This window comes from Kribbella albertanoniae (assembly GCF_004348455.1).
GTDB classification, from domain to species: Bacteria; Actinomycetota; Actinomycetes; order Propionibacteriales; family Kribbellaceae; genus Kribbella; species Kribbella albertanoniae.
Window position 1 is genome coordinate 1 of record NZ_SMKA01000112.1, and the last position, 25,617, is coordinate 25,617.

General features: G+C 68.4%; 24 protein-coding genes. 9 read left to right on the forward strand and 15 right to left on the reverse strand.

The annotated features are described in order from the left end of the window. The first annotated feature begins 180 nt into the window (after positions 1-180). Entirely contained in the window at positions 181-1,794 is a 1,614-nt protein-coding gene (locus tag E1261_RS22865; protein ID WP_132409694.1) for a hypothetical protein, read from the forward strand. Here E1261_RS22865 and E1261_RS22870 read toward each other — a convergent pair. The 4 genes from E1261_RS22870 to E1261_RS22885 form a co-directional block, all read right to left on the reverse strand. Further along, complete coding sequence (locus E1261_RS22870) at positions 1,748-4,060, reverse strand: hypothetical protein (protein ID WP_132409696.1); 2,313 nt, start codon at positions 4,058-4,060, stop codon at positions 1,748-1,750. The genes E1261_RS22865 and E1261_RS22870 overlap by 47 nt on opposite strands. A gap of 544 nt (positions 4,061-4,604) precedes the next feature. Continuing rightward, positions 4,605-5,639, reverse strand: a complete 1,035-nt coding sequence (locus E1261_RS22875; protein ID WP_132409698.1) for an iron-siderophore ABC transporter substrate-binding protein — start codon at positions 5,637-5,639, stop codon at positions 4,605-4,607. A gap of 82 nt (positions 5,640-5,721) precedes the next feature. Next, entirely contained in the window at positions 5,722-6,399 is a 678-nt protein-coding gene (locus tag E1261_RS22880) for a response regulator transcription factor (RefSeq protein WP_132409700.1), read from the reverse strand. Next, complete coding sequence (locus E1261_RS22885) at positions 6,396-7,613, reverse strand: sensor histidine kinase (protein ID WP_132409702.1); 1,218 nt, start codon at positions 7,611-7,613, stop codon at positions 6,396-6,398. The genes E1261_RS22880 and E1261_RS22885 overlap by 4 nt, the downstream gene beginning before the upstream one ends. Before the next feature lie 196 nt (positions 7,614-7,809). Between E1261_RS22885 and phoU the strand changes: the two genes are divergently transcribed. Further along, positions 7,810-8,520: a phosphate signaling complex protein PhoU gene (gene phoU, locus E1261_RS22890; RefSeq protein WP_132409704.1), complete on the forward strand. Its 711-nt coding sequence runs from the start codon at positions 7,810-7,812 to the stop codon at positions 8,518-8,520. Between the two features lie 48 nt (positions 8,521-8,568). Here phoU and E1261_RS22895 read toward each other — a convergent pair whose 3' ends face one another. From E1261_RS22895 to mshA, 4 genes are all read right to left on the reverse strand, one after another. Further along, the gene (locus tag E1261_RS22895) at positions 8,569-9,879 is read right to left on the reverse strand and encodes a hypothetical protein (protein ID WP_132409706.1); all 1,311 of its coding nucleotides are present in this window, start codon (positions 9,877-9,879) and stop codon (positions 8,569-8,571) included. 61 nt (positions 9,880-9,940) lie between these two features. After that, complete coding sequence (locus E1261_RS22900) at positions 9,941-10,687, reverse strand: phosphoglyceromutase (protein WP_132409708.1); 747 nt, start codon at positions 10,685-10,687, stop codon at positions 9,941-9,943. Between the two features lie 10 nt (positions 10,688-10,697). Beyond that, complete coding sequence (locus E1261_RS22905; protein ID WP_132409710.1) at positions 10,698-11,186, reverse strand: type III secretion system chaperone family protein; 489 nt, start codon at positions 11,184-11,186, stop codon at positions 10,698-10,700. Beyond that, positions 11,187-12,422, reverse strand: coding sequence for a D-inositol-3-phosphate glycosyltransferase (gene mshA / locus E1261_RS22910; RefSeq protein ID WP_132409740.1), 1,236 nt, complete (start codon positions 12,420-12,422; stop codon positions 11,187-11,189). Between the two features lie 139 nt (positions 12,423-12,561). Between mshA and E1261_RS22915 the strand changes: the two genes are divergently transcribed. Beyond that, positions 12,562-13,566, forward strand: coding sequence for a hypothetical protein (locus E1261_RS22915; RefSeq protein ID WP_132409712.1), 1,005 nt, complete (start codon positions 12,562-12,564; stop codon positions 13,564-13,566). Then, positions 13,563-14,306: an SDR family NAD(P)-dependent oxidoreductase gene (locus E1261_RS22920; protein WP_132409714.1), complete on the forward strand. Its 744-nt coding sequence runs from the start codon at positions 13,563-13,565 to the stop codon at positions 14,304-14,306. Before E1261_RS22915 ends, E1261_RS22920 begins: the two co-directional genes overlap by 4 nt. Position 14,307: 1 nt before the next feature. Here the strand turns inward: E1261_RS22920 and E1261_RS22925 are convergent, their stop codons facing one another. Then, positions 14,308-15,570: an erythromycin esterase family protein gene (locus E1261_RS22925; RefSeq protein ID WP_132409716.1), complete on the reverse strand. Its 1,263-nt coding sequence runs from the start codon at positions 15,568-15,570 to the stop codon at positions 14,308-14,310. A gap of 111 nt (positions 15,571-15,681) precedes the next feature. On the opposite strand from E1261_RS22925, the gene E1261_RS22930 reads away from it, so the two are divergent. The 3 genes from E1261_RS22930 to E1261_RS22940 all read left to right on the forward strand — a co-directional run bounded on the left by E1261_RS22930 (position 15,682) and on the right by E1261_RS22940 (position 19,567). Continuing rightward, positions 15,682-16,809: an FAD-dependent monooxygenase gene (locus tag E1261_RS22930; protein ID WP_132409718.1), complete on the forward strand. Its 1,128-nt coding sequence runs from the start codon at positions 15,682-15,684 to the stop codon at positions 16,807-16,809. Between the two features lie 153 nt (positions 16,810-16,962). Beyond that, entirely contained in the window at positions 16,963-18,825 is a 1,863-nt protein-coding gene (gene typA / locus E1261_RS22935) for a translational GTPase TypA (RefSeq protein WP_132409720.1), read from the forward strand. Between the two features lie 202 nt (positions 18,826-19,027). After that, positions 19,028-19,567: a L,D-transpeptidase gene (locus E1261_RS22940; RefSeq protein ID WP_132409722.1), complete on the forward strand. Its 540-nt coding sequence runs from the start codon at positions 19,028-19,030 to the stop codon at positions 19,565-19,567. A gap of 28 nt (positions 19,568-19,595) precedes the next feature. On the opposite strand, the gene E1261_RS22945 is transcribed toward E1261_RS22940, so the two are convergent. After that, entirely contained in the window at positions 19,596-20,099 is a 504-nt protein-coding gene (locus E1261_RS22945; RefSeq protein WP_132409724.1) for a macro domain-containing protein, read from the reverse strand. A gap of 129 nt (positions 20,100-20,228) precedes the next feature. On the opposite strand from E1261_RS22945, the gene E1261_RS22950 reads away from it, so the two are divergent. Then, positions 20,229-21,020: a L,D-transpeptidase family protein gene (locus E1261_RS22950; RefSeq protein ID WP_132409726.1), complete on the forward strand. Its 792-nt coding sequence runs from the start codon at positions 20,229-20,231 to the stop codon at positions 21,018-21,020. Positions 21,021-21,028: 8 nt separating this feature from the next. On the opposite strand, the gene E1261_RS22955 is transcribed toward E1261_RS22950, so the two are convergent. The 5 genes from E1261_RS22955 to ygfZ all read right to left on the reverse strand — a co-directional run bounded on the left by E1261_RS22955 (position 21,029) and on the right by ygfZ (position 24,605). Beyond that, positions 21,029-21,379, reverse strand: a complete 351-nt coding sequence (locus E1261_RS22955; RefSeq protein WP_132409728.1) for a DUF2516 family protein — start codon at positions 21,377-21,379, stop codon at positions 21,029-21,031. A 101-nt stretch (positions 21,380-21,480) separates the two neighbouring features. Then, positions 21,481-22,035, reverse strand: coding sequence for a hypothetical protein (locus E1261_RS22960; protein ID WP_132409730.1), 555 nt, complete (start codon positions 22,033-22,035; stop codon positions 21,481-21,483). After that, on the reverse strand, positions 22,035-22,517 hold the full coding sequence (locus tag E1261_RS22965; protein WP_132409732.1) for a helix-turn-helix domain-containing protein: 483 nt from the start codon (positions 22,515-22,517) through the stop codon (positions 22,035-22,037). The genes E1261_RS22960 and E1261_RS22965 overlap by 1 nt, the downstream gene beginning before the upstream one ends. Before the next feature lie 79 nt (positions 22,518-22,596). Then, the gene (locus tag E1261_RS22970; protein WP_132409734.1) at positions 22,597-23,553 is read right to left on the reverse strand and encodes an asparaginase; all 957 of its coding nucleotides are present in this window, start codon (positions 23,551-23,553) and stop codon (positions 22,597-22,599) included. A 59-nt stretch (positions 23,554-23,612) separates the two neighbouring features. After that, positions 23,613-24,605 (reverse strand): CAF17-like 4Fe-4S cluster assembly/insertion protein YgfZ, encoded by a 993-nt coding sequence (ygfZ, locus tag E1261_RS22975; protein ID WP_132409736.1) that lies wholly within the window; start codon positions 24,603-24,605, stop codon positions 23,613-23,615. A gap of 169 nt (positions 24,606-24,774) precedes the next feature. Here ygfZ and E1261_RS22980 point away from each other — a divergent pair, with 169 nt between their 5' ends. Next, positions 24,775-25,536, forward strand: a complete 762-nt coding sequence (locus E1261_RS22980) for an LLM class flavin-dependent oxidoreductase (protein ID WP_238176381.1) — start codon at positions 24,775-24,777, stop codon at positions 25,534-25,536. The last annotated feature ends 81 nt before the right edge of the window (positions 25,537-25,617 follow it).

Below are 25,617 nucleotides of genomic sequence, written 5' to 3' on the forward strand. Positions count from 1 at the left end.
CATCACCACCGCCATCCCCGTCCTCACCGAAGACCACTACAGCCCCACCCCTCGAGACGACGCCCCCAAGGGCGAGCACTAAACCTCTCTCCGGGCTCGGTAAAGGGGTGGCAGCTGATGGCTGAAAGTGACGCACCCCCCCCCGAACGATTCAGCCGCTTTTCGGCGCAGTCTCCGGAGTTGTCGGGCGACTCCGGAACGTGGCTGACACTCCCGTACGACCGGCGCGTCCTCGTCGTCGTCCGGACGATCACCACCCTGAACCGGCTCCTCGACGTCCTGACCCTGTTCGAGAACGACCATCGCGTGCAGGTGGTTTTCACCGTGGACGAGGCTCGGCCGGCGATTCTCGGCGCCGGCGTTCCTGCCCTTCTCGAGCAGCTCAAGATGCCAGTCGTCTCGTGGGATCAGGCCGTCCAGCTCCCGTTCGAGCTGGTCATCGCGGCCAGTGAGAACGACGATCTGCACCTCTTGAAGGCACCGGTCGTCCTGCTCTCGCACGGTGTTGGCTTCCAGAAGTACTACCCGGGGACGACGGTTGTCGCCGGGATGGACCCCGACCGGCTCATTCGCGATGGCCGGGTGGTCGCCGAACTGATCGCAGTCAGCCGCCAGGACGAGATCGAGCAGATCCACCGCGTCAGTCCTGCCGCGGCTGACCACGCCCGGGTGGTCGGCGACCCCTGCCTCGATCGTCTTCTGGCCAGCCGCCACCTTCGGCCGACATACCGCAGAGCGCTCGATGCCGCCGACCGCACGCTGGTGACGATCGCTTCGACCTGGGGACCGGCGTCGCTGCTCGGAGCCCACCCCGACCTGCCGCTGCGCGTCGTGTCGGAGCTACCGGTGGACGAGTTCGCCGTCTGCCTCGTCACCCACCCCGGAATCACCGCAGCGCACGGCTCCTGGCAGCTCGACACCTGGCTGGCGGAGGCCCGTCGTGCCGGTCTGCGGGTGATTCCTCCCGAGTCCGGATGGCAGACCGCGATCATCGCCGCTGACTGCGTCCTGACCGATACCGGCTCGGTAGGCACCTATGCCGCCGCCCTGGCGCGCCCATCGCTGCTGGCCGACGGTCATCCGGAAACCATTCTGGCCGGCTCGCCGGCCGCCGTCCTCGCCGACCAGACCGCGCGCCTCGACCTGTCCGCCGACATTGCGCCCCAGATCCGTACGGCGATCGGCAGCCGCTCGCCGTACGGCGCGGAAGCCGACCACCCGGCCGCTGAGGTCATCGGCCGGATCGTCGACGTACCTGAGCAGTCGGCAGTGCTGCTGCGTCGCGCGTTCTACGAGCTGCTCAGCCTTCCGGAGCCGGGCACACAGGCTGAGTTCGCACTGCACCCGCCGTACGCCGCTTCGGGCTCCGCCGGCACCGCCTTCGTCATCGGCGCCACTGTCAGCGGTGCAACGACGACGATCGTCCGGCTGCCCACGTCGACCACCGAACGCCAGCTCGACCAGCAGCACATCGCCGCCGCTGCCACCGGCGCCTCACTGCGTCAGCTCTCCGGCGCTTCCATCATCTTCACCGATCTGCACACACCCAGCACGTTCCTGAGCTGGGCCAAGTCGATCCTCGCTTGCTGGCCCGACGCCGAACTGGCGGCGGCACGCGGCCACGGGCGCTGTCTCGTCCACACCCGTGACGGCGCGTCGTACGCTCTCACGGCGGACGATCCCATGCTCGATCCGCTGCTAACAGCAACTTTGGTGCTGCTGGGCCGGACCGGCGCGGAGGAGTTCGTCATCGTCGGCGATCGTCGGATCCGGGTAACGACAGAAACTGTCTGAGGTACTCGTTGGTCCGGGGATGAGCGGAAGCGAGGCTGTCGTACAGCAGGCTTCCCCAGGCCAGGGCGGCGCCTTCGGTGTCGCCCTCGGCTGTCAGCAGCTGGGCGGCGATCTCCCGCAGTTCCGGACGGTAGTGGGTTGCGCGCTGCCGGTCCGCGGCCGTCTCGGCGCTCTTGTACCAAGATCTGGCCTCCGCCAGATCCCCTGCGGCCAGGCAGATCCGAGCCGCGACCATCTCTGCCCGCAGGCGGTTTCGTTCCGTGGCAAGGGCCAGCGCCCGCTCGATCTCGACCCGCGCCAGCCCCGGCTGACCGGCCTTCAGTAGCACCGCGGCCAGCATTCGCAGATGGATGCTCTCGGCAACCATATGGTCGATCTCCTGATCGATCCGGACCGCCGTCCGCAGCCACATCTCGGCCTCGGCGAGTAGTCGCGCCTGCTCCCGCACCGGGTCGAACCCCGTCCCAAGCGGCGTGGTTCCGAAGACCTCGTCCTGCCCGACGAGCCCGACCTGCCCGGCCGGCACCAGCGGACCGACAGCGCCCGGTTGGGCCGGTGCGGAAGCGAGGAAGTCAGCCTGCTCCTCACGGAAGCGCGCCTCGAACTCGGCCGCCGAAGCCAGCAACGTACGGCGACGGCGATCGGGCAGCGCAGCCTCCGCGATCAACTGCCGAGCGCGCTCCAGATCAGCCGGTACGACGTGGAACCAGCGCGCCAGGAAGTTGACCCGGGAACGCATGAGCAACATCCGGGCCAGCAGGGCCGCACCGCGCGCTCCCCGCTCGACGTACAGGATCTCGGCCGATTGGACACCGAGCTGATTGATCTCGGCGTACGTCCGCCACCGGCCGCGCTGGTTGACGAAGACCTCGACCGCGCCGGCCAGCTGGCAGACCTCGACATGACGGCCGTGATTGGATGCCGCCCGGGCGAGCACCTCGATGAACACCAACTTGTCGTCGAGCCAGTCGAAGCGGTCCTCCACCAGCGTCCACGGGACACGTCCGGCCGCCAGTTCGTCCCTCAGCACACCCGGTACGACGTATTCGCGGAGGCGGTCGGGATCACCGGCCAGATCGGCTCGGACCGTCAGGTCGCGGACGTGGCGCAGCAGGCGATCCAGAGCCGCGGGACGGTCTTCGTCCAGAGTGCGGGCGTAACGCCGTACCAGTGGAGACAGCCGGTACCAGCCTTGCACCGGCGGCTCGGTGAGCTGGGCGTCGATGACGCCGTTAACCTCGTCCTCGCCGGTTGATCCGCCGACGTAGGCCGCAGCGAGACTGGGAGTGAAGCGTCCACCGGGGAACGAGGCAAGCAGCGCCGCGGCGCGCACGGTCTCCGCCGGCAGTTGCTCGAATCCCATCCGCACGGTCTCCGTCAGGCGATCCGCCGTTGTCGCGAGCCCGGGATCCTGGCACCGAGCCAGCAGCCGAGCGACCGGCTTCGGCTCGCCGCCAAAGCGACGCAGAGTCCGACCGAGCTCCCGAATCGCCGCCGGCGTCCGGCCACACAGGTCGAGCAGTTCGGCCGTCACCTCCGGCTCGTCCGCCAGCCTGACGCCGACAGCGAAATCGGCCAGCAGCTCGGTCGCGCCCGGCTCGTCCAGCCCGGTGAGACGAATCGGATCCGGATCGAAGTCCTGCAGCTCCGGCGTGAGAACGGCCGCGACGGCGAGCACGAGGTATTGATGCGGGGTCCGCACGAAAGGCTCGAAGAGTTCGAGCTCCCGGGCGGTGCGAACGTTGTCCAGGATGATCCGGTGCCGACGGCTGAGCATGGCTGTGCGGAACTGGTGATCGAGCCCGGCGTCGTCCAGCTGGATCTCCGACTCGGCGATGCCGAACTCGCGCAGTACGTGCCTTTTCACCAGCGCCCGGTCGAGGACGTCGCCGTCCCGAAAGTCATCGAGGTCGATCTCGATCAGGCTGGTCTGATAGTGGTCCCACACCGCGTCCGCGAGCTTGCGCGCGAGCTCGGTCCGCCCGGAGCCCGGCAGACCACCGATCAGCCGCAGCCCGTCCTCGGGTGGAGACTCCAAGATGGCGTCCCGGTTGCGGAAGTTTCGGAGCCCGGCGAGAACCCGGTCGTCCGCATCCGCCGGGTTCACCCAAGCGAGCGCCGCCCGCAGGTCTTCCTCGAATGCCGGATCCTTCCGGGCCTCGTCAGCGATCGCTTCAGCATCCCGCCACCGCGCGCCGAGCCGGCGCACCAGCACCTGTCGCATCACCCGAGCCCCCTCGCCGGCTCGCTCCAGAAGAGCAACCACCGCGTATCTGTAGGCCTCATCCACAACGACTTCCAAGCCCGGCACCACGCCTCAACCCCCAGCTCCACTCGGAGCCCTCACGCTAGCAGTCGGCACCCCCAACGTCACCCCGCGTCACCGGCTGCCTCTCACTGCGGGCACGCGCGCTCCTACGTCGCCTGCACGCGGATTGCTGAACCCTGACTGAGCGGGCTGCGGTGAGGCCGACCTGCTGGCTGGCTGGCGCAGCACGACTTTGCGGACCTGCAGGCCATCACAACCGCACTTCGTTGCTCGGCCGCCCGCTCAACCGCTGCCGGCTCACACAGTTGTGATGGGCTGGGCGTCCGCCATACGTCCGCAGCAGCGGTCGGAGCGACGACGGGCGCGCCTCCGACGCAACCGCAGCACAGCAAGCCGGGTCGAAGTAGGTGGGCGCCGGCGGGCCGAGCGGTAGCGAGGCGGGAGCCGGTGCGAGGGGTGGACGACCGAACGGGCCGCTCCCGGCGCGGGGCGGCCCGTTCGTCGTGCCGGCGGGGCCTGTGGCCGAGGTCCCGTCGGACGTTCAGTTGGCGGCTTGGGCCGCTTTGGCGAGACTGGGGATCATCTTGTCGAGGACCCAGGGGACGCTCAGGACGCTGATCGCGCTCTGGCCGGAGATGACCTGCTGGTCGTCCAGGACGTAGGCGGAGCCGCGTTTGACGGCGCCCAGGGACGAGTAGACGGGGTCGGCGGCGAACTTCTGCGGGCCGAGACCGTCGACGTACGCGATCAGTACGTCGGCCTCGGCGTCGGCGATCTTCTCCTTGCTGATCGTCATCGCGAACTCGTTCTTGGTGTTGGTCTTCTGCAGGGCCTCGACACCCGGCGCGTTCACGAAGCCCATCTGGTTGAGGATCTGCACGCGGGGGTCGCCCGGCATGTAGATGTAGTTCTCGGCGCCGAAGGAGCCGACCGCGAGTGTCTTGCCCTTGAACTCGGGATGCTCGGCCGCGACCTGCTTGATCTTGTCGTTCAGGCCGGTGATCAACTTCTCGGCCTCGGCCTTCTTGCCGAGTGCTTCGCCGACCAGCAGGGTCTGGTCCTGCCAGGTGGTCTGCCACGGGGCGCCCGGGTACGCGACCGTCGGCGCGATCCCCGACAGGGTGTCGTACGTCGCCTTGTCGAACCCCTCGTAGGGTGCCAGGATCACGTCCGGTTTCAGCGCCGCGATCTTCTCGAACGGGTACTTGTCACCGGTGTCGAGGAGCTGGGTCTTGGCCGGGTCGAACCAGTCGGCGTCCCAGGCGGTGACGCCGGCCGCGGTCGGGCCGTAGGTGACTCTGGGCATCGCGACCGGGGTCTCGCCGAGAGCGTGGACGATGTCCTGGGCGTTCCAGCCGAGAGTGACGATCCGCTGCGGCTTCGCGGGTACGACGGTCTCGCCGAAGGTGTTCTTCAGCGTCACCGGGAACCCGGCGTTCGCCGTACTGGCCGGCCCTTGCGGCTGGGCGTCGTCAGTGGCACCGCACGCTACGAGCAAGCTGGTCGCGATCAGTACGCCGGCGGCCGTACTGATCGCCCGAGCTGCACTGATCGCCGGGAAGGGGGGCCACGCCATGGGGGAACTCTCCTCAGTCGGAATCAACTAAGGACAGCCTAAGCTAACCCCTATAGTCCTGACGACCCGCGGGGTCTGTGAGTCAGGACTCGAACTTGTAGCCGAGGCCGCGGACGGTGACCAGGTGCGCCGGATTCGACGGATCCTTCTCGAGCTTGGAACGCAAGCGCTTCACATGCACGTCGAGGGTCTTGGTGTCACCCACGTAGTCGGCGCCCCAGATCCGGTCGATCAGCTGCCCCCGGGTGAGCACCCGGCCGGTGTTGCGCAGCAGCATCTCGAGCAGCTCGAACTCCTTCAGCGGCAACCGGATCTCGGTGCCGGCGACGGTCACGACGTGCCGCTCGACATCCATCCGGACCGGTCCGGCCTCGAGGGTGTCCGGCAGCAGCTCGACGTCCTGACCGCGCCGCAGCACGGCCCGGATCCGGGCCAGCAGCTCGCGCGGGCTGTACGGCTTGGTGACGTAGTCGTCCGCGCCCAGCTCGAGCCCGACGACCTTGTCCACCTCGGTGTCCTTGGCGCTGACGATGATGACCGGGACGTTGCCGCGACTGCGCAGCGCCCGGCACACCTCGGTACCGGACAGGCCCGGCAGCATCAGGTCGAGCAGCACGATGTCCGCGCCGGCCCGGTCGTACTCGTCCAGCGCGTCCGGCCCGGTCTCCGCGACGGCGACCTCGAAGCCTTCCTTGCGCAGGACGTACGACAACGCGTCGCTGTAGCTCTCTTCGTCTTCGACGACCAGCACTCGGGTCACGAAGCTGTCTCCTTTGTGATCTGCCCTGACGGGGTAGGCGGCAGGGTGACGGCCGGCTCTTCCTGGCTGGGGGAACCGGTCTGGCCCGGGGCGGATTCGAGCCGCAACGGGAGTCTCACGGTGAATGTGGAGCCTTGGCCTTCGACACTCCAGACTCGCACGTCACCGCCATGGATCGAGGCGATGTGCTTGACGATCGACAGCCCGAGCCCGGTCCCGCCGGTCTCCCGGCTGCGGGCCCGGTCGACCCGGTAGAAGCGCTCGAAGATGCGCTCCAGGTCGCTGGTCGGGATCCCGACGCCCTGATCGCTGACGGTCACCTCGACCAGGTCACCGATCGGGTGCGCGGCGACCGCGACCCGCGTCCCGTCCGGGCTGTAGTTAACCGCGTTCTCCACCAAGTTGCCGATGGCAATGGACAGCTGGTCCTCGCTGCCCATCACCTCCAGCTCGGGCTCGGTCTTGACGACGATCTTGATGTCGCGGTCCTCGGCGTCCACCCGGCAGCGATCGACCGCGGCCTCGATCACCGCGTTGATGTCGACCGAGTGCGGGTGCTCCAGCGGATCGTCGCCCTGCAACCGGGACAGCTCGATGATCTCCTTGACCAGGCGGCTGAGCCGGGAGGCCTCGATCCGCATCCGGTCCGAGAACCGCTGCACCGCCTCCGGATCGTCCGACGCCTCGGAAACCGCGTCGGCGAGCAGGATCAGCGCGCCGACCGGGGTCTTGAGCTCGTGACTCACGTTGACGGTGAAGTCGCGCCGGATCGCATCCAGCCGGCGCTCGCGGGTCCGGTCCTCGACCAGCACCAGCACCAGCTGGCTGCCCAGCGGCGCAACACGAGCGCTCACGTACTGCGTCGCGCCGAGCCGGCCGCGGACGATCTCCAGGTCCTGCTGGCGAATCTCGCCGTCACGGCGGACCGCGCGAACCATGGTCAGGATATCGTCGACCACCAGCCGCTCACCGCGCACGATGCCGAGCACGTGCGCCGGAGCGCTCGCCTGCAACACCTGGTCCTCGGGCCCCATCACGACCGCGGACGAGCGCAGTACCGACAGAACCGTCGCGACACCACCTGGTACGGCGGGTTCGGGGGACTCGGGGATCTTGCGCTGGGAGCGCTCGGAAAGCATCATCGCGCCGAGTGAAAGGAGGGCCAGGGCCGCGCCGATGACGCCGCCCAGCACCGCAGCCAGCGTGGGGTCCACAGCAACGATGCTACGCGGGCAACCAGTAGGGAAAGACCGAATGAGCACCGGATGACCGGGACACGTCTCAACTGTTCATCAGGCGTTCACCACTCGTCGCCGTCCGGCAACCTCGACGGCATACCGTCACCGGAGAGCGGGTACCGGCATGTCCGGCACCGGGGAACGGGCACACCACAGATCGGAAACGAACACAATGCGTGACAGTTACCACGAGCAGCTCGACGACATCCTCGCCGAGCTCGAGCGGATGACCCGGACCGTGTCCACCGCCGTCCGCCGGTCGACCGCAGCCCTCCTGGAGGCCGACATTCGTCAGGCCGAGGACGTCATCGCGGCCGACATCCAGCTGGACGCAGCCGGTGAAGGTGTCGAGGAGAAGGTCTTCGAGCTGATGGCCCGCCAGGCCCCGGTCGCCAACGAGCTGCGGATGCTGGTCGCCGCGCTCCGGATGGTCGCCGACCTCGAGCGGATGGGCGACCTGGCCGCGCACGTCTCCAAGATCGCCCGGCTGCGCTACCCGTCCCCCGCCATCCCCGCCGAGCTGCACGACGTCATCCAGGAGATGGGCACCGTCGCCGGCACCATGGTCGACGCCGCCGGTGACGTGATCAAGACCCGCGACGTCGAAGCCGCCACCGCCCTCGAGGCCACCGACGACGAGATGGACAAGCTCCGCACCAACCAGTTCCGCCTGATGATGGACGACAGCTGGCCGCACGGCGTCGAGGTCGCCGTCGACATCGCCCTCCTCGGCCGCTACTACGAGCGCATCTCCGACCACGCCGTCTCGATGGCCCGCCGCGTCGTCTACCTCGTCACCGGCGAGCTCCCCGTCGCCGTAGGCGGCACCGCCGCCGGCTCCGGCGCCGGCGCCTCCACCCCGAACCCCAACGGCAACGACTGACCAACGCCGTACAAAAGTAGCCCTCGGCAACCACATGGTTGCCGAGGGCTACTTGTTGCGATCGGGTGACTGCAACTGGAGCGGCCGGGCTGCGCGCCAGAGAATCTCCGCCTCCTCGAGGAACTGCGGGAACCACGCGTCGCTTGGCTGGAGCACGAACTTCGGCTCGCCTTCGGCCTGGAAGGTGTAGTACTCGACGAACAGGGCCGAGTACTCCGTCCGTCGATCGGGGGCGCTGTCGACCGCGACGACACCAAGAGGGATCGGATGGCTCGTCAGCCGGACCTCGAGCGCTCCGCCGGTCGTCGTGGCCAGTTCGGACAGCAGCCGCAGCGACTGTTCGATCCGGCTCCTGGCCGACGCCGGAGAGCGCTCGGCGTAGTACCGTTCGGCGGCGACCTCGACCGCACTCGACGACGGCTCGATCAACAGCATCCGGAGTGTGCACCCGCGCCGTAGCCAGCGCTCGAACTCGTTGTAGTTCTCCACCAGCAGGGTGTTCCGCGCAACGCCGGTGACGAACAGATCGGTCGCAACCTTCATCGAGTTCACCAACTCCGGGCCGAACGACTGGACGAACTTCGGCCGCGCCATCGTGCTCAGGCGGCGGCTCGACGGCGGAGGCCAGGTGGTCCCGGCCTCCCAGAGCCGCTCGGCCTGCTGCGCGTAGAACGAGAACCACCCGCCGTCGGACTCAGCGAACTGCATGATCGGGCCAGGTTCGGCGGCGGGCCGCAGCTCCGGGTGCTGAATGGTCACGAACGCCGAGCTGCGGGCGCGGATCAGGTTCACGCCGATTGGCGGTACGAACTGCGCGACCCGGATCTCGAGATTGCCTTGGGTGCTGGTCCGGAGCTCCTCCAGCTCCTCGATGGTCGTCATGATGCGCTGCGACAACAGGGCCGCGCGGCCGACCGGACGACGCATGGCAGCCTGCGCGACCAGCACTTCATCGGTCGGATCGACCACCAGGACGCGTAGCCGCGCGCCGCGAACCAGTGCTCGGTGGAAGTCGTCGCGGGCGCCCTGGACAGTGCGCGCCATTGCGATTCCGATCAGCAGTACGTCGTCCGCCTCGGCCCGCCGGCGCGCCAGGTCCGCGGGGAAGTCACGCAACAGGACTTCGGCCGGCTGGGCTCGATCAGCGATCTCCGCGACCAGCCGCCGGGACCTGATCTGCGCGATCGCCAGCGCCGCGAGCAAGGCGAGAATCGCCGAACTCAGCACCTCCGCGTCGGCCACGTCCACGATGCCGAGCACGGTGAAGACCCCAGCCGCACCAGTCAGCAGCCACAGGTCGAAGTTGTCATCCGTCAACACCCGATGAACGGCCCGCGCCGAGGCCCGCAGGAGACTCACTCACCTACAGTACGGACTCCGGCGCTCTCAGGTCGGATCCCGAGTGTCACAGCATCCGGCGTCAGCGGCCCTGGTTTTTGACGGCTTCGATGGCGGCGGCTGCTGCGGTGGGGTCTAGGTACTCGCCGCCGGGGGTGATTGGCTTGAGGTTCTCGTCGAGTTCGTAGAGGAGGGGGAGGCCGGTGGGGATGTTGAGGCCTACGACGGTGGGCTCGTCCAGGCCGTCGAGGTGCTTGACGAGGGCGCGCAGGGAGTTGCCGTGGGCCGTCACGAGGACGGTCTTGTTGGCGCGGAGGTCCGGGACGATGGCGTCGTACCAGTAGGGGAGCATCCGGGCGACGACGTCCTTGAGGCACTCGGTCGCGGGGAGGATCTCCGGCGGCAGGGCGGCGTAGCGGGGGTCGCCGGCCTGGTCGAACTCGGAGCCGCGCTCGATCGGCGGCGGCGGGGTGTCGTAGGAGCGGCGGAAGAGCATGAACTGCTCCTCGCCGAGCTCCTCGAGGGTCTGCTTCTTGTCCTTGCCCTGCAGGGCGCCGTAGTGGCGCTCGTTCAGGCGCCAGGAGCGGCGGACGTCGATCCACGAGCGGCCGGCGACCTCGAGGGCGATGTTCGCGGTGCGGATCGCGCGGTGCAGCAGCGAGGTGTGCAGGACGTCGGGGAGCAGGCCGCGGTCGCGGAGCAGCTCACCGCCGCGGTGCGCCTCCTCGACACCCTGGGCGTTCAGGTCGACGTCGACCCAGCCGGTGAAGAGGTTCTTGGCGTTCCAGTCGCTGTGGCCGTGGCGGAGCAGGATCAGACGATAGGTCATACCCCGCAGCTTATCGGGGCTCCAGCCAGCCCTTGAAGGCGTCCAGATTGCGGGTGGATTCACCCCGGGAGATCCGCCACTCGTACTCCTTGCGGATCGACGAGGCGAAGCCGAGCTCGAGGATCGTGTTGAACGACGAATCCGCATACTCCAGTACGGCGCCCAGCAGCCGATCGACCTCGGTCGGGGTGATCGCATGGAGCGGTACCCGGCCGTCCAGGTGGATGTCACCCAGGTGATCGACCGCGAACGCGACGCCGTACATCTTCAGGTTCTTCTCGAGCATCCAGCGGTAGACGGCCTCGTGGTTCTCGTCCGGGTGCCGGGCCACGAAGGCGTGCACCTGGACGGCCTGCGCGCCGACCGTCAGCGAGACCGTGGTCTTGAGCTTGCGCTCGCCCGGCAGATCGGCGGTGAACTCCCCCGGCTTCACCTCCGTGAACTCCAGCGAGTTCTCGGTCAGCACCTGACGGATCACATCCGCCGCGGACACTCTCATTCAGAACACCTCAGCCGCCATCGTCTCCGCCGCGGTCCGGTACGCCGCCAGCGTCTTGCGGGCGGTCAGTTCCCAGCCGAATCCCTGGGCGTGCTTGACCGCCGCCCGGCTCATCGTCTCGCGGGTGAGCGGATCCGTCGCGATCCGGGCCAGCGCGTCGGCGAAGTCGTCGACCCCGTGCCCGTCGACCAGCAGCCCGGTCTGCCCGTTCGCGACCGCGGTCGTCAACCCACCGACGGCGGCCGCGACGACCGGCGTACCGCAGGCTTGGGCCTCCAGCGCGACCAGCCCGAAGGACTCCGAGTACGACGGCACGCAGACCACCGAGGCGGCCCGGTACCAGTCGGCCAGCCCGGTTCGCTCCATCGGCTTCACGAATCGGGTCACGTCGTCGACCCCGAGCTCCCGCGCCAGCTCGGCATGCGCCTCGGGGTGCTCCATCCCGTTCCCCGACGGGCCGCCGATGATCGCAACCACCAACCGGCTGCGCAACGACGGATCGCGCTCCAAGATCCGCGCAGCTGCCCGAATCAGCAGATCGGGAGCCTTCAGCGGCTGGATCCGACCGACAAAAGCCAGTACGACGGCATCCTCCGGTACGCCGACTGCCCGTCGCGCCGTGGCCTGATCGCCAGGCCCGAACACCTCCAGGTCCACGCCGGGGTTGACCACACCGACCTTCCCCGGCTGAGCGCCGTACAGGCTGATGAGCTCCTGGGCCTCGTCCGGGGTGTTCGCCAGCAGGCGATCCGCGGACTCGACCACCTGCTCCTCGCCGATCAGCCGAGCGGCCGGTTCCGGTACGTCGCCCTCGGCCAGGCTGGCGTTCTTGACCTTCGCCATCGTGTGCATGGTGTGCACGAGCGGGATCGCCCAGCGGTCCCGCGCCAGCAACCCGACCTGCCCGGACAACCAGTAGTGCGAGTGGATCACGTCGTACCAGCCGGGCTCGTGGATCGCCTCGGCCCGTAGTACCGCCCGGGCGAAGGTGCACAGCTGAGCCGGGAGCTCGTTCTTGGTCAGGCCCTCGTACGGACCGGCGGCGACGTTGCGAACCGTCACGCCAGGCAGCAACTCGATCCGCGGCGGCAGCGCCGAGGTGGTCGCCCGGGTGAACACGTCCACCTCGATCCCGAGCTCCGCGAGCTGTTTGGACAGCTCCACGACATACACGTTCATACCGCCGGCGTCACCGGTCCCCGGTTGGTCCAACGGCGACGTGTGCAGGCTGATCATCGCGACCCGCCGCGGCGGACGATCGGCGGACGGCGGCAGGCTCACGCAGCCAGCGTACGCCGACAAGTAGAGCTAGCACCCCCACGGGAGGCGGACTGGGCCCACTGCGGTGCAGGGCTTGCACAGAAAGCATGAATGCATGCACAAAGTCCTCGCCGAAGTACGCACGTGGCATCGCCCGCTGATGGTGATGGTGTCCGCCATGGCCGCCCTGGTCCTCGTCGCCGCGATCGGCCTCCTGGTCGACAGCCGCGAAGTCCTGAACGAGTCCGTCTGGCTCAAGCCGTTCAAGTTCGCAACGTCCTTCGTCCTGTACGGCGCCACTCTCGCGTGGCTGTTGTCGCGACTCCGCAAGGCCAAGCGGTTCGGCTGGTGGACAGGAACCGTGTTCGCGGTCACCGGCGTGGTCGACGTCGGCTTCATCGCCATCCAGGCCGCGCGGGGCACCTTCAGCCACTTCAACTCCAACACCGACACGTTCAACCAGGTCGGTCAGCGGGTCTTCTCGTCCGGGGTGATCGGCCTGTTCGGCGCCAGTTTGGTGATCGCGATCATGCTGCAGTTCCAGCGGGTCGGTGACGCACCGCTGAACCGGGCGATCCGGACCGGCGTCGCGCTGGCCGCGGCCGGTATGGCCCTGGCCTTCTACCTGGTCGGTTCGAACGGCACCGAGACTCACACCACCGATGCGTACGGACGCCCGGTCACGCTAGGCGGCAGTCACAGCATCGGCGCCGAGGCCGGCGGTCCCGGTCTGCCACTCGTGAACTGGAGCACCGAGGGCGGCGATCTTCGCGTCGCGCATTTCATCGGGCTGCACGCGATCCAGGTCCTGCTCGCAGTCGTCCTGCTGCTGAGCGTCCTCGCGGTCCGGGTGGTCTGGCTGCGGCCGGAGCGGGTCCGCGCCCGGCTCGTCGGGGTGGCCGTCATCGCCTACACCGGTCTGATGGTCGCCACTGCCAGCCAGGCCTTCCGCGGGCAGTCGGTCATCCATCCCGACGGACAAACCCTGGGATTGTTCGGTGGATTCCTCGCACTGAGCCTGCTCCTGCTGGTCTTCACGATCACCTCCGCCCGTCGACAGGCCGCCGTACCTGAGACAAGTTCGAACAAGGTCCCGGTGGGTGGAAGACTGAAGGTATGACTGAACGTCCACTTGCCGTGGTGACCGGAGCGAGCAGCGGGATCGGGGCCGCCACGGCCCGCCGGCTGGCCAAGGATGGGTTCGAGGTGATCGCGGCCGCCCGGCGGCTGGATCGGATCGAGGCGCTGGCCAAGGAGATCGACGGTCGCGCGGTCCAGTGTGATGTCACGTCGGCGGACGACGTGGCAGCGCTGGCCGCGACTGTCGGTGACCGGCTGGACCTGCTGGTGAACAACGCCGGCGGCGCGTTCGGCGCCGAGCCGGTGGCCGACGCCGACCTTGATGCGTGGCGGCGGATGTACGAGGTGAACGTCATCGGCGTCGCGGCCGTCACGAAGTCGTTGCTCCCGGCCCTTATCGCCGGGCAGGGCACGATCATCGTGATGGGTTCGACGGCCGGCCAGGTGGCCTACGAGAACGGTGGCGGATACGTCGCCGCCAAGCACGCGGCCAAGGCGGTCGTCGACACGCTGCGCCTCGAGCTCTTCGACCAGCCGGTCCGGGTCAGCGAGATCGCCCCCGGCATGGTGCGCAGCGAGGGTTTCGCGCTGACCCGGTTCGAGGGTGACCAGGCCAAGGCCGACGCCGTGTACGCCGGTGTCGCCGAGCCGCTCACGTCCGACGACATCGCCGATATCGTCAGCTGGGTCGCGAGCCGCCCGCCGCACGTCAACCTCGACCGGATCACCGTCCGCCCGCGCGCCCAGGCCGCACAGCACAAGGTGCACCGCGTCCAGTAGTTCAGTAGGCGTGGGTCGGCGACACCACTCGCGTGTGCAGTACGGCGTCGTACCAGGTGCTCGGGCTGTCACCAGTCAGGTACGAGCCCGGTACGGCGATCCCCCTCGTGCGCGCGGTCCGGTTCAACCACGCCCGGACCTCGGGCGGTTGCGGCTGCTGCCGTAGGTCGAGCGTGAACTGATCCAGCTTCGCCACACCCAGCCGGTGCTCGAACCAGTCGGCCGCGGCCGGTGGCAGGTTGACCCCGCCGAACGCCGTACCGCGGTCAAACGTGCAGCCGAGGGAGCGGTATCGGTCGCCGTACCAGTCGCGGAGCGCCGTACCGACGTTCTTGAAGGCGGCATCGGGGCTGACGAACTGCAGGTGCGGAGCGTTCATCGTGTGCGCGTTGGCGGCCCAGTAGATGACCTTGTTGCGGGTGAATCCGTGCCACCACCGCACGTTCTCGGCCGCGCGCGCATCCCGGTAGCCCCAGATCTCGGCCTCGGGCAGGCTGAACGCCGTGTAGAACGACAAGATCTGCCGGGCATGGTGCGCGGTGATCGCGTGGTCGCGGTCGTTGGGGCGGTGCGGGAGATCCGCGATCAGGTCGTGCACTGCCTGGGCTTTGGCGATGTACGGCGCCTTGTCCGGCACCTCGCGCCAGTACCACTGCACGTAGGCGCCGATATCCGTCATGGTCGGCCGGATCGGGTCCAGACTGCGGCGCAACTCGGCCAACCGGTCCGGGGCGCGGCGGCCGACGTACTCGTCGATCGCGTCGTAGGCGAGGTGCTTGGTGGCGAAGTACTCCGCGCCGGCGAAGCGCACCTTGTCCCGATGCGTTGAGTTGTAGCCACGGAGGTACTCGAACAGCTCGGCGATCTCGTGCGTCCGGGTCTCCTTGCTGAGCTGGCGAACCAGCGCGCGCAGATCGCCGCGGCCGGTCAGCACGTACTCGTTCAGCTCGGTGCCCAGCGACCAGTCGTCCTCGAAGGCGATCGCCCGGAAACCCAGCTCCTCAACGAGAAACCGGACCACTCGCACCTTGAGCCGGGTCATCTCCGCCGTCCCGTGCACGGCCTCGCCGAGCCCGACGATCTGCGCGCCACCGATCGACCGGCGGAGCTGGCTCAGATCGCCGACCGGTACGGCGTTCCGCCGGATCCAGCTGTCGATCGGGTCCACGGCCGCGAACGCCGGCGTCGTACCCACTGCGGCACCAGCCGCGATTCCCATCGATCCGGCCAGCATCCGCCGCCGCGTGATTGTCCTGGTATCCATGACGATCACTCTGGCCGCGGCAGCACCCACCGGGCATCCGCCACGGGAAGGCTCCGCAAATACTCCCAGCGCCGTACGCGAAGAGGTCGGCGAACTCCTAGCGTGGGGGCCATGGCACAACGAGCAATCGTGATCGGCGCCGGGATCGCCGGGCTGACCGCTGCCGCGTCCTTGCTCCAGGCGGGCTGGCAGGTCCAGATCCTCGAGAGCGCGCCGGAACTGGGTGAGGTCGGGGCCGGGCTGGCCGTGACGGTCAACGGGATCCGGGCGCTGGCATCGATCGGCGCGGCGGATGCGGTCCGGCGGGCTGGGTATGCAGTTCGCCCGGCCGGCACCCGGCGTTCCGACGGCAAATGGTTGCTGAGGGCACCTGAACCTGAGGACCTCAGCGCAATGATTGGCATCCACCGGCAGGCACTGCACGCAGCTCTCGCTGAGGCAACCCGCGGCGCCGACCTGGTCACCGGCGCGCGCGTCACTGCCGTCAACCCCGGTACGCCGGGAGCCGAGCGAGCCAAGGTGATGTGGGGCACACACTCCGCGACCGCGGACCTGGTGATTGGCGCCGATGGGATCCGGAGTGCCACTCGGGACGCACTCTTCCCCGGTCATTCGCTGGCCTACAGCGGCTACTCCAGTTGGCGTGCGGTCGTCGACGACGGGACCACGCCGGCCGATCGGTTCGCGATGGTGTGGGGACCGCGAGCGGAGTTCGGCAGGTTGCGGATCAGCGCTGAGCAGATCTATTGGTACGGGTACGTCGCTCTGCCGTCCGGGCACCGGTTCCCGGACGAACTGGCCGCTGTTCACGAACATTTCGGTTCCTGGGCGCCCGACGTACGGGCGTTGATTGCTGCAACTGGGCCAGCCGAGTTGATCCGGCATGACGTGTGGCAGCTCGCGAAGCCGTTGCCGCGGTACACCCGTGGGCGTACGGCGTTGATCGGTGATGCGGCGCATCCGATGCTGCCGACGCTCGGGCAGGGCGCGAACTCTGCGCTCGAGGACGGGGTGACGGTCGGCCTGCTGGCGCGGGCGGACGGCGATCTGCGGGACTACGAGAGCGCGCGCTACCGGCGTACGCAGAAGTTGGTTGCCAGGTCGGCGCAGATGGCTCGGGTGGGCGCACATCTCGGCCGCGGACAGTCGTTGCGGAACGCGCTGCTGCGCTGCACTCCGGCCCGGACAGCGCAACGGTCGGGCACGCGGATCCTGGACTGGCGGCCACCGCGGAGCTGATCGCGGCTCGCGATTCGTTGCCACGCACTGTGACAGGTAGGATAGAGGGGCTGTGCCTTGCGTCGAGTGGCCCCTGTTGAAACAACGTGGCGTGACTCACAACACGCCGTAGCCACCGCCTGACACCCAGTCTACTGCTTGGAGCGCTTCCCCATGCCTGTCCGTAACGACCTGCGCAACGTCGCGATCGTGGCCCACGTCGACCACGGGAAGACCACCCTGGTCGACGCGATGCTGTGGCAGTCCGGCGCCTTCGGCGCGCATCAGCACGTGGACGAGCGGGCGATGGACTCCGGTGACCTGGAGCGTGAGAAGGGCATCACGATCCTCGCCAAGAACACCGCCGTCCGGCACAAGATGGCCAGTGGCGAGACCGTCACGGTCAACATCATCGACACCCCCGGCCACGCCGACTTCGGTGGTGAGGTCGAGCGCGGCCTGTCGATGGTGGACGCCATCGTGCTGCTGGTGGACGCCTCCGAGGGCCCGCTGCCGCAGACCCGGTTCGTGCTCCGCAAGGCGCTCGCGCGCCGGATGCCGGTCATCCTCGTGGTGAACAAGGTCGACCGGCCGGACTCCCGGATCGCCGAGGTCGTCGACGAGACCTACGAGCTGTTCCTGGACCTGCTGGACCACGACGCCGACCAGAGCGCCCTGGACTTCCCGGTCGTGTACGCGTCGGCCCGCGCCGGCCGCGCCTCGCTGACCCAGCCCGCCGACGGCGGCCTGCCGGACTCCGAGGACCTCGAGCCGCTGTTCGAGACGATCATGGCCAACGTCCCGGCCCCGAAGTACACCGAGGACGCGCCGCTGCAGGCGCACGTGACCAACCTGGACGCCTCGCCGTTCCTCGGCCGGCTCGCGCTGGTCCGGGTCCACGAGGGCACCCTGAAGAAGGGCTCCCAGGTCGCGTGGTGCAAGCACGACGGCACCATCCAGAAGGTCAAGATCACCGAGCTGCTGATCACCGAGGCCCTCGAGCGGGTCCCGGGCGACTCGGCCGGACCGGGTGACATCGTCGCGATCGCGGGGATCCCCGAGATCATGATCGGCGACACCCTGGCCGACCCGGAGAACCCGGTCGCCCTGCCGTTCATCACCGTCGACGAGCCGGCCATCTCGATGACGATCGGTACCAACAGCTCACCGCTGGCCGGCCGGGTCAAGGGCACCAAGGTCACCGCCCGCCTGGTCAAGGACCGGCTCGACCGCGAGCTGATCGGCAACGTGTCGATCAAGGTGCTGCCGACCGAGCGTCCCGACACCTGGGAGGTGCAGGGCCGTGGCGAGCTGGCGCTGGCCATCCTGGTCGAGCAGATGCGTCGTGAGGGCTACGAGCTGACCGTCGGCAAGCCGCAGGTGGTCACCAAGGAGATCGACGGCAAGCGGCACGAGCCGGTCGAGCGCCTGACCATCGACTGCCCCGAGGAATACCTGGGCACCGTCACCCAGCTGCTCGCGGTCCGCAAGGGCCGGATGGAGCAGATGACCAACCACGGCACCGGCTGGGTCCGGATGGAGTTCCTCGTTCCCGCGCGTGGCCTGATCGGCTTCCGCACCGAGTTCCTCACCGACACCCGTGGTACCGGTATCGCGCACCACGTCTTCGAGGGTTACGAGCTGTGGTTCGGCGAGCTGCGCACCCGCCCGTCCGGTTCGCTGGTCTCCGACCGTACCGGCGTCACAACGTCGTACGCGATGGTGAACCTGCAGGAGCGCGGCACCATGTTCTGCGAGCCGGGCACCGATGTCTACGAGGGCATGGTGATCGGCGAGAACTCCCGCGCCGACGACATGGACGTCAACATCACGCGTGAGAAGAAGATGACCAACGTCCGGTCGAACGCGGACGAGTTCGAGAAGCTGGTGCCGGCCCGCAAGCTGTCACTCGAGCAGTCGCTGGAGTTCTGCCGCGAGGACGAGTGTGTCGAGGTCACGCCGGACGCGATCCGGATCCGCAAGCTCGCGCTGACGCAGATCGAGCGCGCGAAGCTGGGGCGCAAGAACAAGGCCTGAGCAGGGCCTCTGCAAATGGGGCTTTTCGGAACACGGTTCGGCAACGCCGAGCCCGACGACTCGTGCCGAAATACACGGGTGTGATACATCCTGTTTCGGCCGGTCGTCGGGAGTTTCTTCCGGATCGTTACCAACCAGACGTCGCTGCCCGACGTCTGACTCTGTGAAAGCAAAACTTCAGTTGGGGGAAGGAAGAATCACCATGGGGATTCTGCGTAAGCTCGGCGCCACCGTGACCGCCGTCGCGTTCGTCGGGGTGGGTGCACTGACAGCCGGTACGACGGCCCAGGCCGCGACCGTGGCTCCGAAGACAGCAGTCGCCGTGCCGCAGAAGGCGGTCGCCAAGACCAAGTACATCGGCCGCTACCACCTGGACCCGCGGTGCATGAAGGGCCGTGTCCTGTGCGCCAACAAGAAGACGCGCAAGATGGTCTACCTGGTCAACGGCAAGACCGTGTACGTCCTGGACGCCCGCTTCGGCGGCTCCAAGACACCGACGCGCAACGGCCAGTTCAAGGTCTACCGCAAGTCGAAGAACCACGTCTCGTCGCTCTACAAGTCGAAGATGCCGTACTCGATGTTCTTCAGCGGCGGCCAGGCCGTCCACTACTCGTCCGACTTCAAGGCTCGCGGCTACAACGGCGCCTCCCACGGCTGCCTGAACATCCGCGACAAGGCCAAGCTCGCCAAGATCTACGCCCAGATTAAGATCGGCGACAAGGTCGTCGTCTACAGCGGCTGACCCACACCACGTCAACTGCGGCCGGGGACTACTCCCCGGCCGCTTTTGCGTTCGCGAACGCCTTGTACAGCCGGGGTTCGACCAGACAGAACGTCGCCGTCACGACACCACTCGCCGTACGCCGAAGTGTCCCGACCGCGATCTCGGCCGCCGACCGCGCCGGCCACCCGAAGATCCCCGCCGACACCGCCGGCAGCGCCAACGTCTTCACGCCGAGCTCGTCCGCGATCCGCAACGCGTTGCGGTAGCACGACTCCAGCAACGCCGGATCCCGTTGCCCAGCGTTGTAGTTCGGCCCGACCACGTGGATCACGTACGACGCCGGCAGCGCGCCGCCCGTCGTCCACACGGCCTCGCCCGGCGATGCTCCCCGGGGATACCGCTCGATCAGCTCCGCCAGAATCTCCGGACCGCCGGCCCGGTGGATCGCACCGTCGACACCGCCGCCACCCCGCAATGCGTGGTGTGCGGCGTTCACGATCGCGTCGGCGGGCACGGTGGTGATGTCCGCCGTACTCAGGACGATGTCCATGCCGGCCCTCCGGTCACGAGTTGCTTACGACGGGTGTGGGGGTGGTGGTGAGTAATTTACGCTGGGGGGTCAACAAAATTGGCTGCGAGGACGTCCTACGGGGTACTGGTTCTACTTGAGGGGTGTCCGATGCGTGCGCTGATCATTCGCAACGTGGTGGCCGGGCTGGTTGCCGGGGTGGCGGTTGCGGTGGTGGCTGGGGCTGGCGTGGTTGCGAAGGCGGCGCCGGCTGAGGTGAAGGTGGTGCCGTTCGAGGTGAGCGGGGAGCTGCCGATTTACCCGAAGGCTTTGTACAGGTACGGCGCTGTGAGTGTGAGCGTGCGGAAGCTGGAAGCTCGGTTGATCCAGCTGAAGGTGCTCGACAAGCGGTATCTGGACAACGAGTACGGGACGATGACCCGGGCTGCGGTGAAGAAGTTCCAGCAGTCCAAGGGGATTCCGCCGCTGGGGTATGTCGACCAGAACACCTGGGACAAGCTGGCCGCCGTCACGAAGGAGCCGACGCAGACGGAGCTGTACCCGCCGGTGCCGGTCGTCGACGGGCGGAAGCTGGACTCGCGGTGCGCGACCGGGGTGGCGTTGTGCATCGACAAGACGACGCGCAAGCTGCGGTACGTCGTCGACGGTGTGGTGAAGATGCAGATGGACGTGCGATTCGGTGCGGTGAAGACGGCGACCCGGGAGGGTGGCTTCACGGTCGGCTGGAAGAGCCGCAACCACGTGTCGAAGCTGTACGACTCACCGATGCCGTTCGCGATGTTCTTCAGCGGCGGCCAGGCCGTGCACTACTCGTCCGACTTCGCGGCCCGCGGCTACAACGGCGGGTCACACGGCTGCGTGAACGTCCGGGACCTGGGCAAGATCAAGATCCTGTTCGACCTGGTGCACGTCGGCGACAAGGTGATCGTCTACCGCTCGTAAGGGGCTGCTCAGAGCGGACGGGGACCGCGCCGGCGGCGGATGCCCCAGCCACCCCGGCCGCGGCCGGTAGCTGCGCGCAGGGCCGGCCGGGCGTCCACCAGGTAGACACCGGCGGCAGCGATCCCGATCAGGCCGAAGAAGCTCAGCCATCCCTGGAAGAGCTGGCTGAGCGAGAACACGGCCAGGATCAGCACCCAGCCGGGCTTGGTCAGCTTGTCCGCGGCGAGGAACACCGCCCGCGGCCGGAAGGCCGCATCGACGAGCGCGACCAGCTTCAGTCCGAGCAGCACCCACCAGATGATCTCGAACGGGCCCGCGAACCCCGGGAAGAGGGTCGGGAACGAGGCGAGTGGGAGCATGCCCCCGAGCCTAGCCGAAAAGACCGAGCGGCCCACCCCTGTGATCCACAGGTGCAGGCCGCTCAGGCAGAACATTCACCCAGCGTCGGGCAAAACTACTCTCAGTCGCCAACCTTGGCGGCGGCGTCGGTGGTCGCCTTGGCGGCCGTCTTCGCGGTCTTCTTGGCCGCGGTGGTGGTCGCCTTGACGTTGCGCTGCGCGGTCTCGGCGGTCTTCTTCACCGTGGTGCGGGTGGCCTTCGCCTTGCTGACCGTGGTCTTCGCGGCGGCCTCGAAGTCCTCGGTGGCCTTCTGCGAGCGGATCCGCTCGACCAGGTCCTTGCCGCGACCGGCGAGGTCCTCGTAGGTCTCCTCGGCCTGGCCGAGCACGGTGGTGAAACCGGCCTGCGCGACGGCCGGCAGCTCACGCAGCTTGGCCGGGGCGGTGCGGGCGTCGGCGACCAGGGCCTCGAAGCGCTTGGTGATCTCGGCCTGACGCTTGGTCAGCTCCGCGGTCAGCTCGCTCTGGCGCTTGGTGATCTCGGCCTGCACGGTCTTCTGGTCGAGCTTGGCGAACCGGGTGGTGACGTCGGCGCCGACAGCGCGGACCTTCTCCACGGCCAGGTCGCCGGCACCGGCGATCGCGTACAACGGGGTGACGGGCGTACGGGTAGCCATCAGGCTTCTCCTCGGGATTTCGGCGAGTTGGTACTACGGGGTCGTGCAGGGGTCTTCTTGGCCGCAGCTCGCTTCTTCGCGGGCGCCGCGGCGGGCTCCTCGGTGTTCTCACGGACGAAGGACGCGTACACGTCCAGCAGGACCCGCTTCTGCCGCTCGTTGAGCGCGGGGTCGAGCAGGACGGCGTCGACCACACCGGCGGCGCGGCGGCCGTCCGAGCCGTCCGAGCTGTCGTCCGGATCGAGAATGCCGGCCCGTACGTACAAGGTCTCCGCAGAGATCCGCAACGCCTTCGCAAGCTGCTGCAGCACATCGGCCGACGGTTTCCGCAGGCCGCGCTCGATCTGGCTCAGGTACGGGTTCGACACACCGGCCAGATCCGACAGTTGCCGCAACGACAACTGCGCCGTACGCCGCTGCTCGGCAAGGTACTCACCCACGGAGCCCACCGAACCGGCAACACGATCACTCAATCTGGCCATGCCCCCAGTCTGCTAGCAACGTGCTTGCAATTGCAAGCAGACCGGCCGTGACCTCACTCACGCACCAAGTAATGCGCTGTTAACCGAAGGCGGGAGCATGCGGCCGAACGGAGCCGACCTCCACACCGCCACCCAGCAACGGGAACTGGGACTGCTGCTCGATCACCTCATGCTCGACCCCGAGCTTCCGCAGTACGGCGGCCATCACCACTGCCCGGGCGCGCGGCGTACCGTCCTCGATCTTGAGCGCGATCCCGCGACCGTCCTCAAGCCCCACCGCATACACGGCCTCGGCACCCACCTTGCAGAACAGCCCGGGCACCGCGCGCATCAGGGCCGCCTCGTCACGCGTACTCCCGCTGGCGTACTCGGGGTACGCCCGGAAGGCGTCCTTCACCTTCGCCTCGAGCGTGCCGGGTGCAGCGGCGGCGAACAGACCGAACGACCGAGCCAGACCGGCCAGGCTGATCGCGAGGATCGGCGCACCACAGCCGTCGACAGCGACGTACGAGACCTTCTCCCCCGCGATGTCCTCGACCGCGGCGCGGATGGCCTGCTGCAGCGGGTGATCCGGCGAGCGGTAGGTGCCGATCGGCCAGCCGTTCGTGACGCAGGTCAGCAGCATCGCGGCGTGCTTGCCCGAGCAGTTCATCACGACCGATTCCTGGCCGTGGCCGGCCCGGACCCAGGCGTCGCGCACCGCGTCCTCGATCGGGTACGCCGGTGGCGTCTGCAGCGCGGACTCGTCGAGATTCGCGAGCACCAGGATCTCGCGGACGCCGTCCACGTGGAACGTCTCACCCGAATGCGACGCCCCCGCGAGGGACAACAACTTCCCCTCCAGCGGGAGGCCGTGGCGGAGCATGCCGACGGCTTGCATGGGTTTGTTGGAGGAACGGGGGAACATCGGCTGGTCGGTGATGCCGACCGACCAGGAGACGCTGCCGTCGGGTTCGGTGACGACGACGGAGCCACGATGGTGGCCTTCGACGAAGCCGCTGCGGACGACATCGGCCAGGATCACAGGTTCGCTCACGGCACGAACTGTACGGCCTGAATGTCAGGAGCAAAAAGCAGTCTTGCGAATGATTCGGCTCACAGCCGGGCGCGGACGTGCAGACCGACCTCGGGGTCGACCAGGAGCTCCTGGGTCGCGGTCACCGTCGGCTGATCCTCGGCGACGACCTCGAGGAGGGCCTCCGGGTCGACGTTCCGCTTGACCAGCGCGAGCGCGATCGGGCCGAGCTCGTGATGCCGGGCCGCGGAACCGATGAACCCAACCTGCTTCTCACCCGAACGTACGGCGTACCCGTGCGTGGGCAGGTGGTCGACCGAACCATCCAGCAGCAGCCGGACCAGGCGGCGCGGCGGGCGGCCGAGGTTGTGCACGCGGGCGACCGTTTCCTGGCCGCGGTAGCAGCCCTTGTCCAGGTGGACGCCGACGCCCAGCCAGCCCAGCTCGTTCGGAATCGCGCGCTCGTCGGTGTCCAGGCCGAAGCGCGGGTGACCGGCCTCGATCCGGAGCGCCTCGTACGCCCAGATCCCAGCCGCGGGTCCCTCCAGGGAGGCGAGCTCGGCGCGCGGGAGGAAGGCCTCGTGACCGCCCAGCGAGTCCGCGCCGGAGCGCGTGAGGTGCTCACCGGCAGCCGGCCCCGGTCGCCAGACGATCGCGTAGTCGTCCGTGACGTCGGTGATCTCGACGCGGGACATGAAGACCATCTTCTGCAGCCACTCGACCAACGCGGCCGCCGCACCGGGCTCGGTGTGCAGCCAGAACGTTTCGCCGTCGTCCACGCCGTACATCGCGTGCTCGACGTGACCGGTCGGGGACAGCAGGAGCGCGGTGGTCGACGTACCGGGTTTGAAGCCTTCGAAGTACTGGGTGGTGAGCGCGTGCAGCCAGGTCAGGCGGTCCGGACCCTTGATCGTGACGACGTCACGGTGCGACAGGTCGACGAACGCCTCCCCGGCGACCAGAGCGCGTTGTTCACGCAGATCCGAGCCGTAGTGCGCCGCGACTCCGGCGTCGAGTCCATCGGCCTCGACGGCCGCGGGCAGGTCGAGCAGGGGGCTGCGGGTCCGTGACATGTCACCAGAGTACGTCGCCCGGCGTACGGCGATCGCCTCCCACCGTGGGATGTGGACGGCCGGGGTCCACGGCCAGGCTGTGGGTACACCAGTTGAGGGGAGACAGACCATGAGCGACAGGCGATTTCGGTTCGGCGTTGTGGGTAGCCCGAGGACCGGGGCGGAATGGATGACGACGGTACGGCGGGCCGCGGAACTCGGCTACTCGACCGTGCTGATGCCGGACGTGCTGTATCTCCCGGCGCCGTTCCCTTCGCTGGCGATGGCGGCTGCGGTTGCGGACATCCGGGTTGGCACCTTCGTGGCGGCGGCCCCGCTGCGGACTCCGCGGCAGACCGCCTGGGACGCGCACACGCTGACCACGCTGACCGACGGACGGTTCGACTTCGGGATCGGCACCGGGCGGCCGGATGCCGAGCGACAGACGGTCGAGGTCGGCCTGCCCTGGGGCAACGGTCGCGAACGCCGTGAGCAGGTCGTCGAGACGCTCGATCTGCTCCGCCAGCTCGACGGAGAACGCCGTACGCCGATCATGCTCGCCGCCGGCGGCCCCAAAGCCCTCGCCCTGGCCGCGGAACGTGCCGACATCGTCTCCCTCGCCAAGGACGCCACCACCCCACGCTCCGAGGTCGCCGATCTCGCCAAGCACCTTCGCGACCTGGCCGGCTCCCGGGCCGACGACATCGAACTCGCCATGAACATCTTCGCCGCCGGCACGCGCCCGCTCCCGGCCTGGACCAAACAGGCCGCCGGCATCGAGCCCGAAGCCCTCGAAGCCATGGACTCCCTGATGCTCCTCCGCGGTACCCCACGCCAGATGGCCGACGAACTCCTCCGCCGCCGCGAAACCATCGGCGCCACCTACATCACCGTCAACGCCGACTACCTGGAGGACCTCGCCCCAGTCGTCGACCTCCTGACCGGCGAATAGCGGACCGCCCCCACTCACCAACCTCCCACCCGCAGCCCCCTCCACGCTCAGCACCCACGCAACCCCGCCCCAGAACCAGGT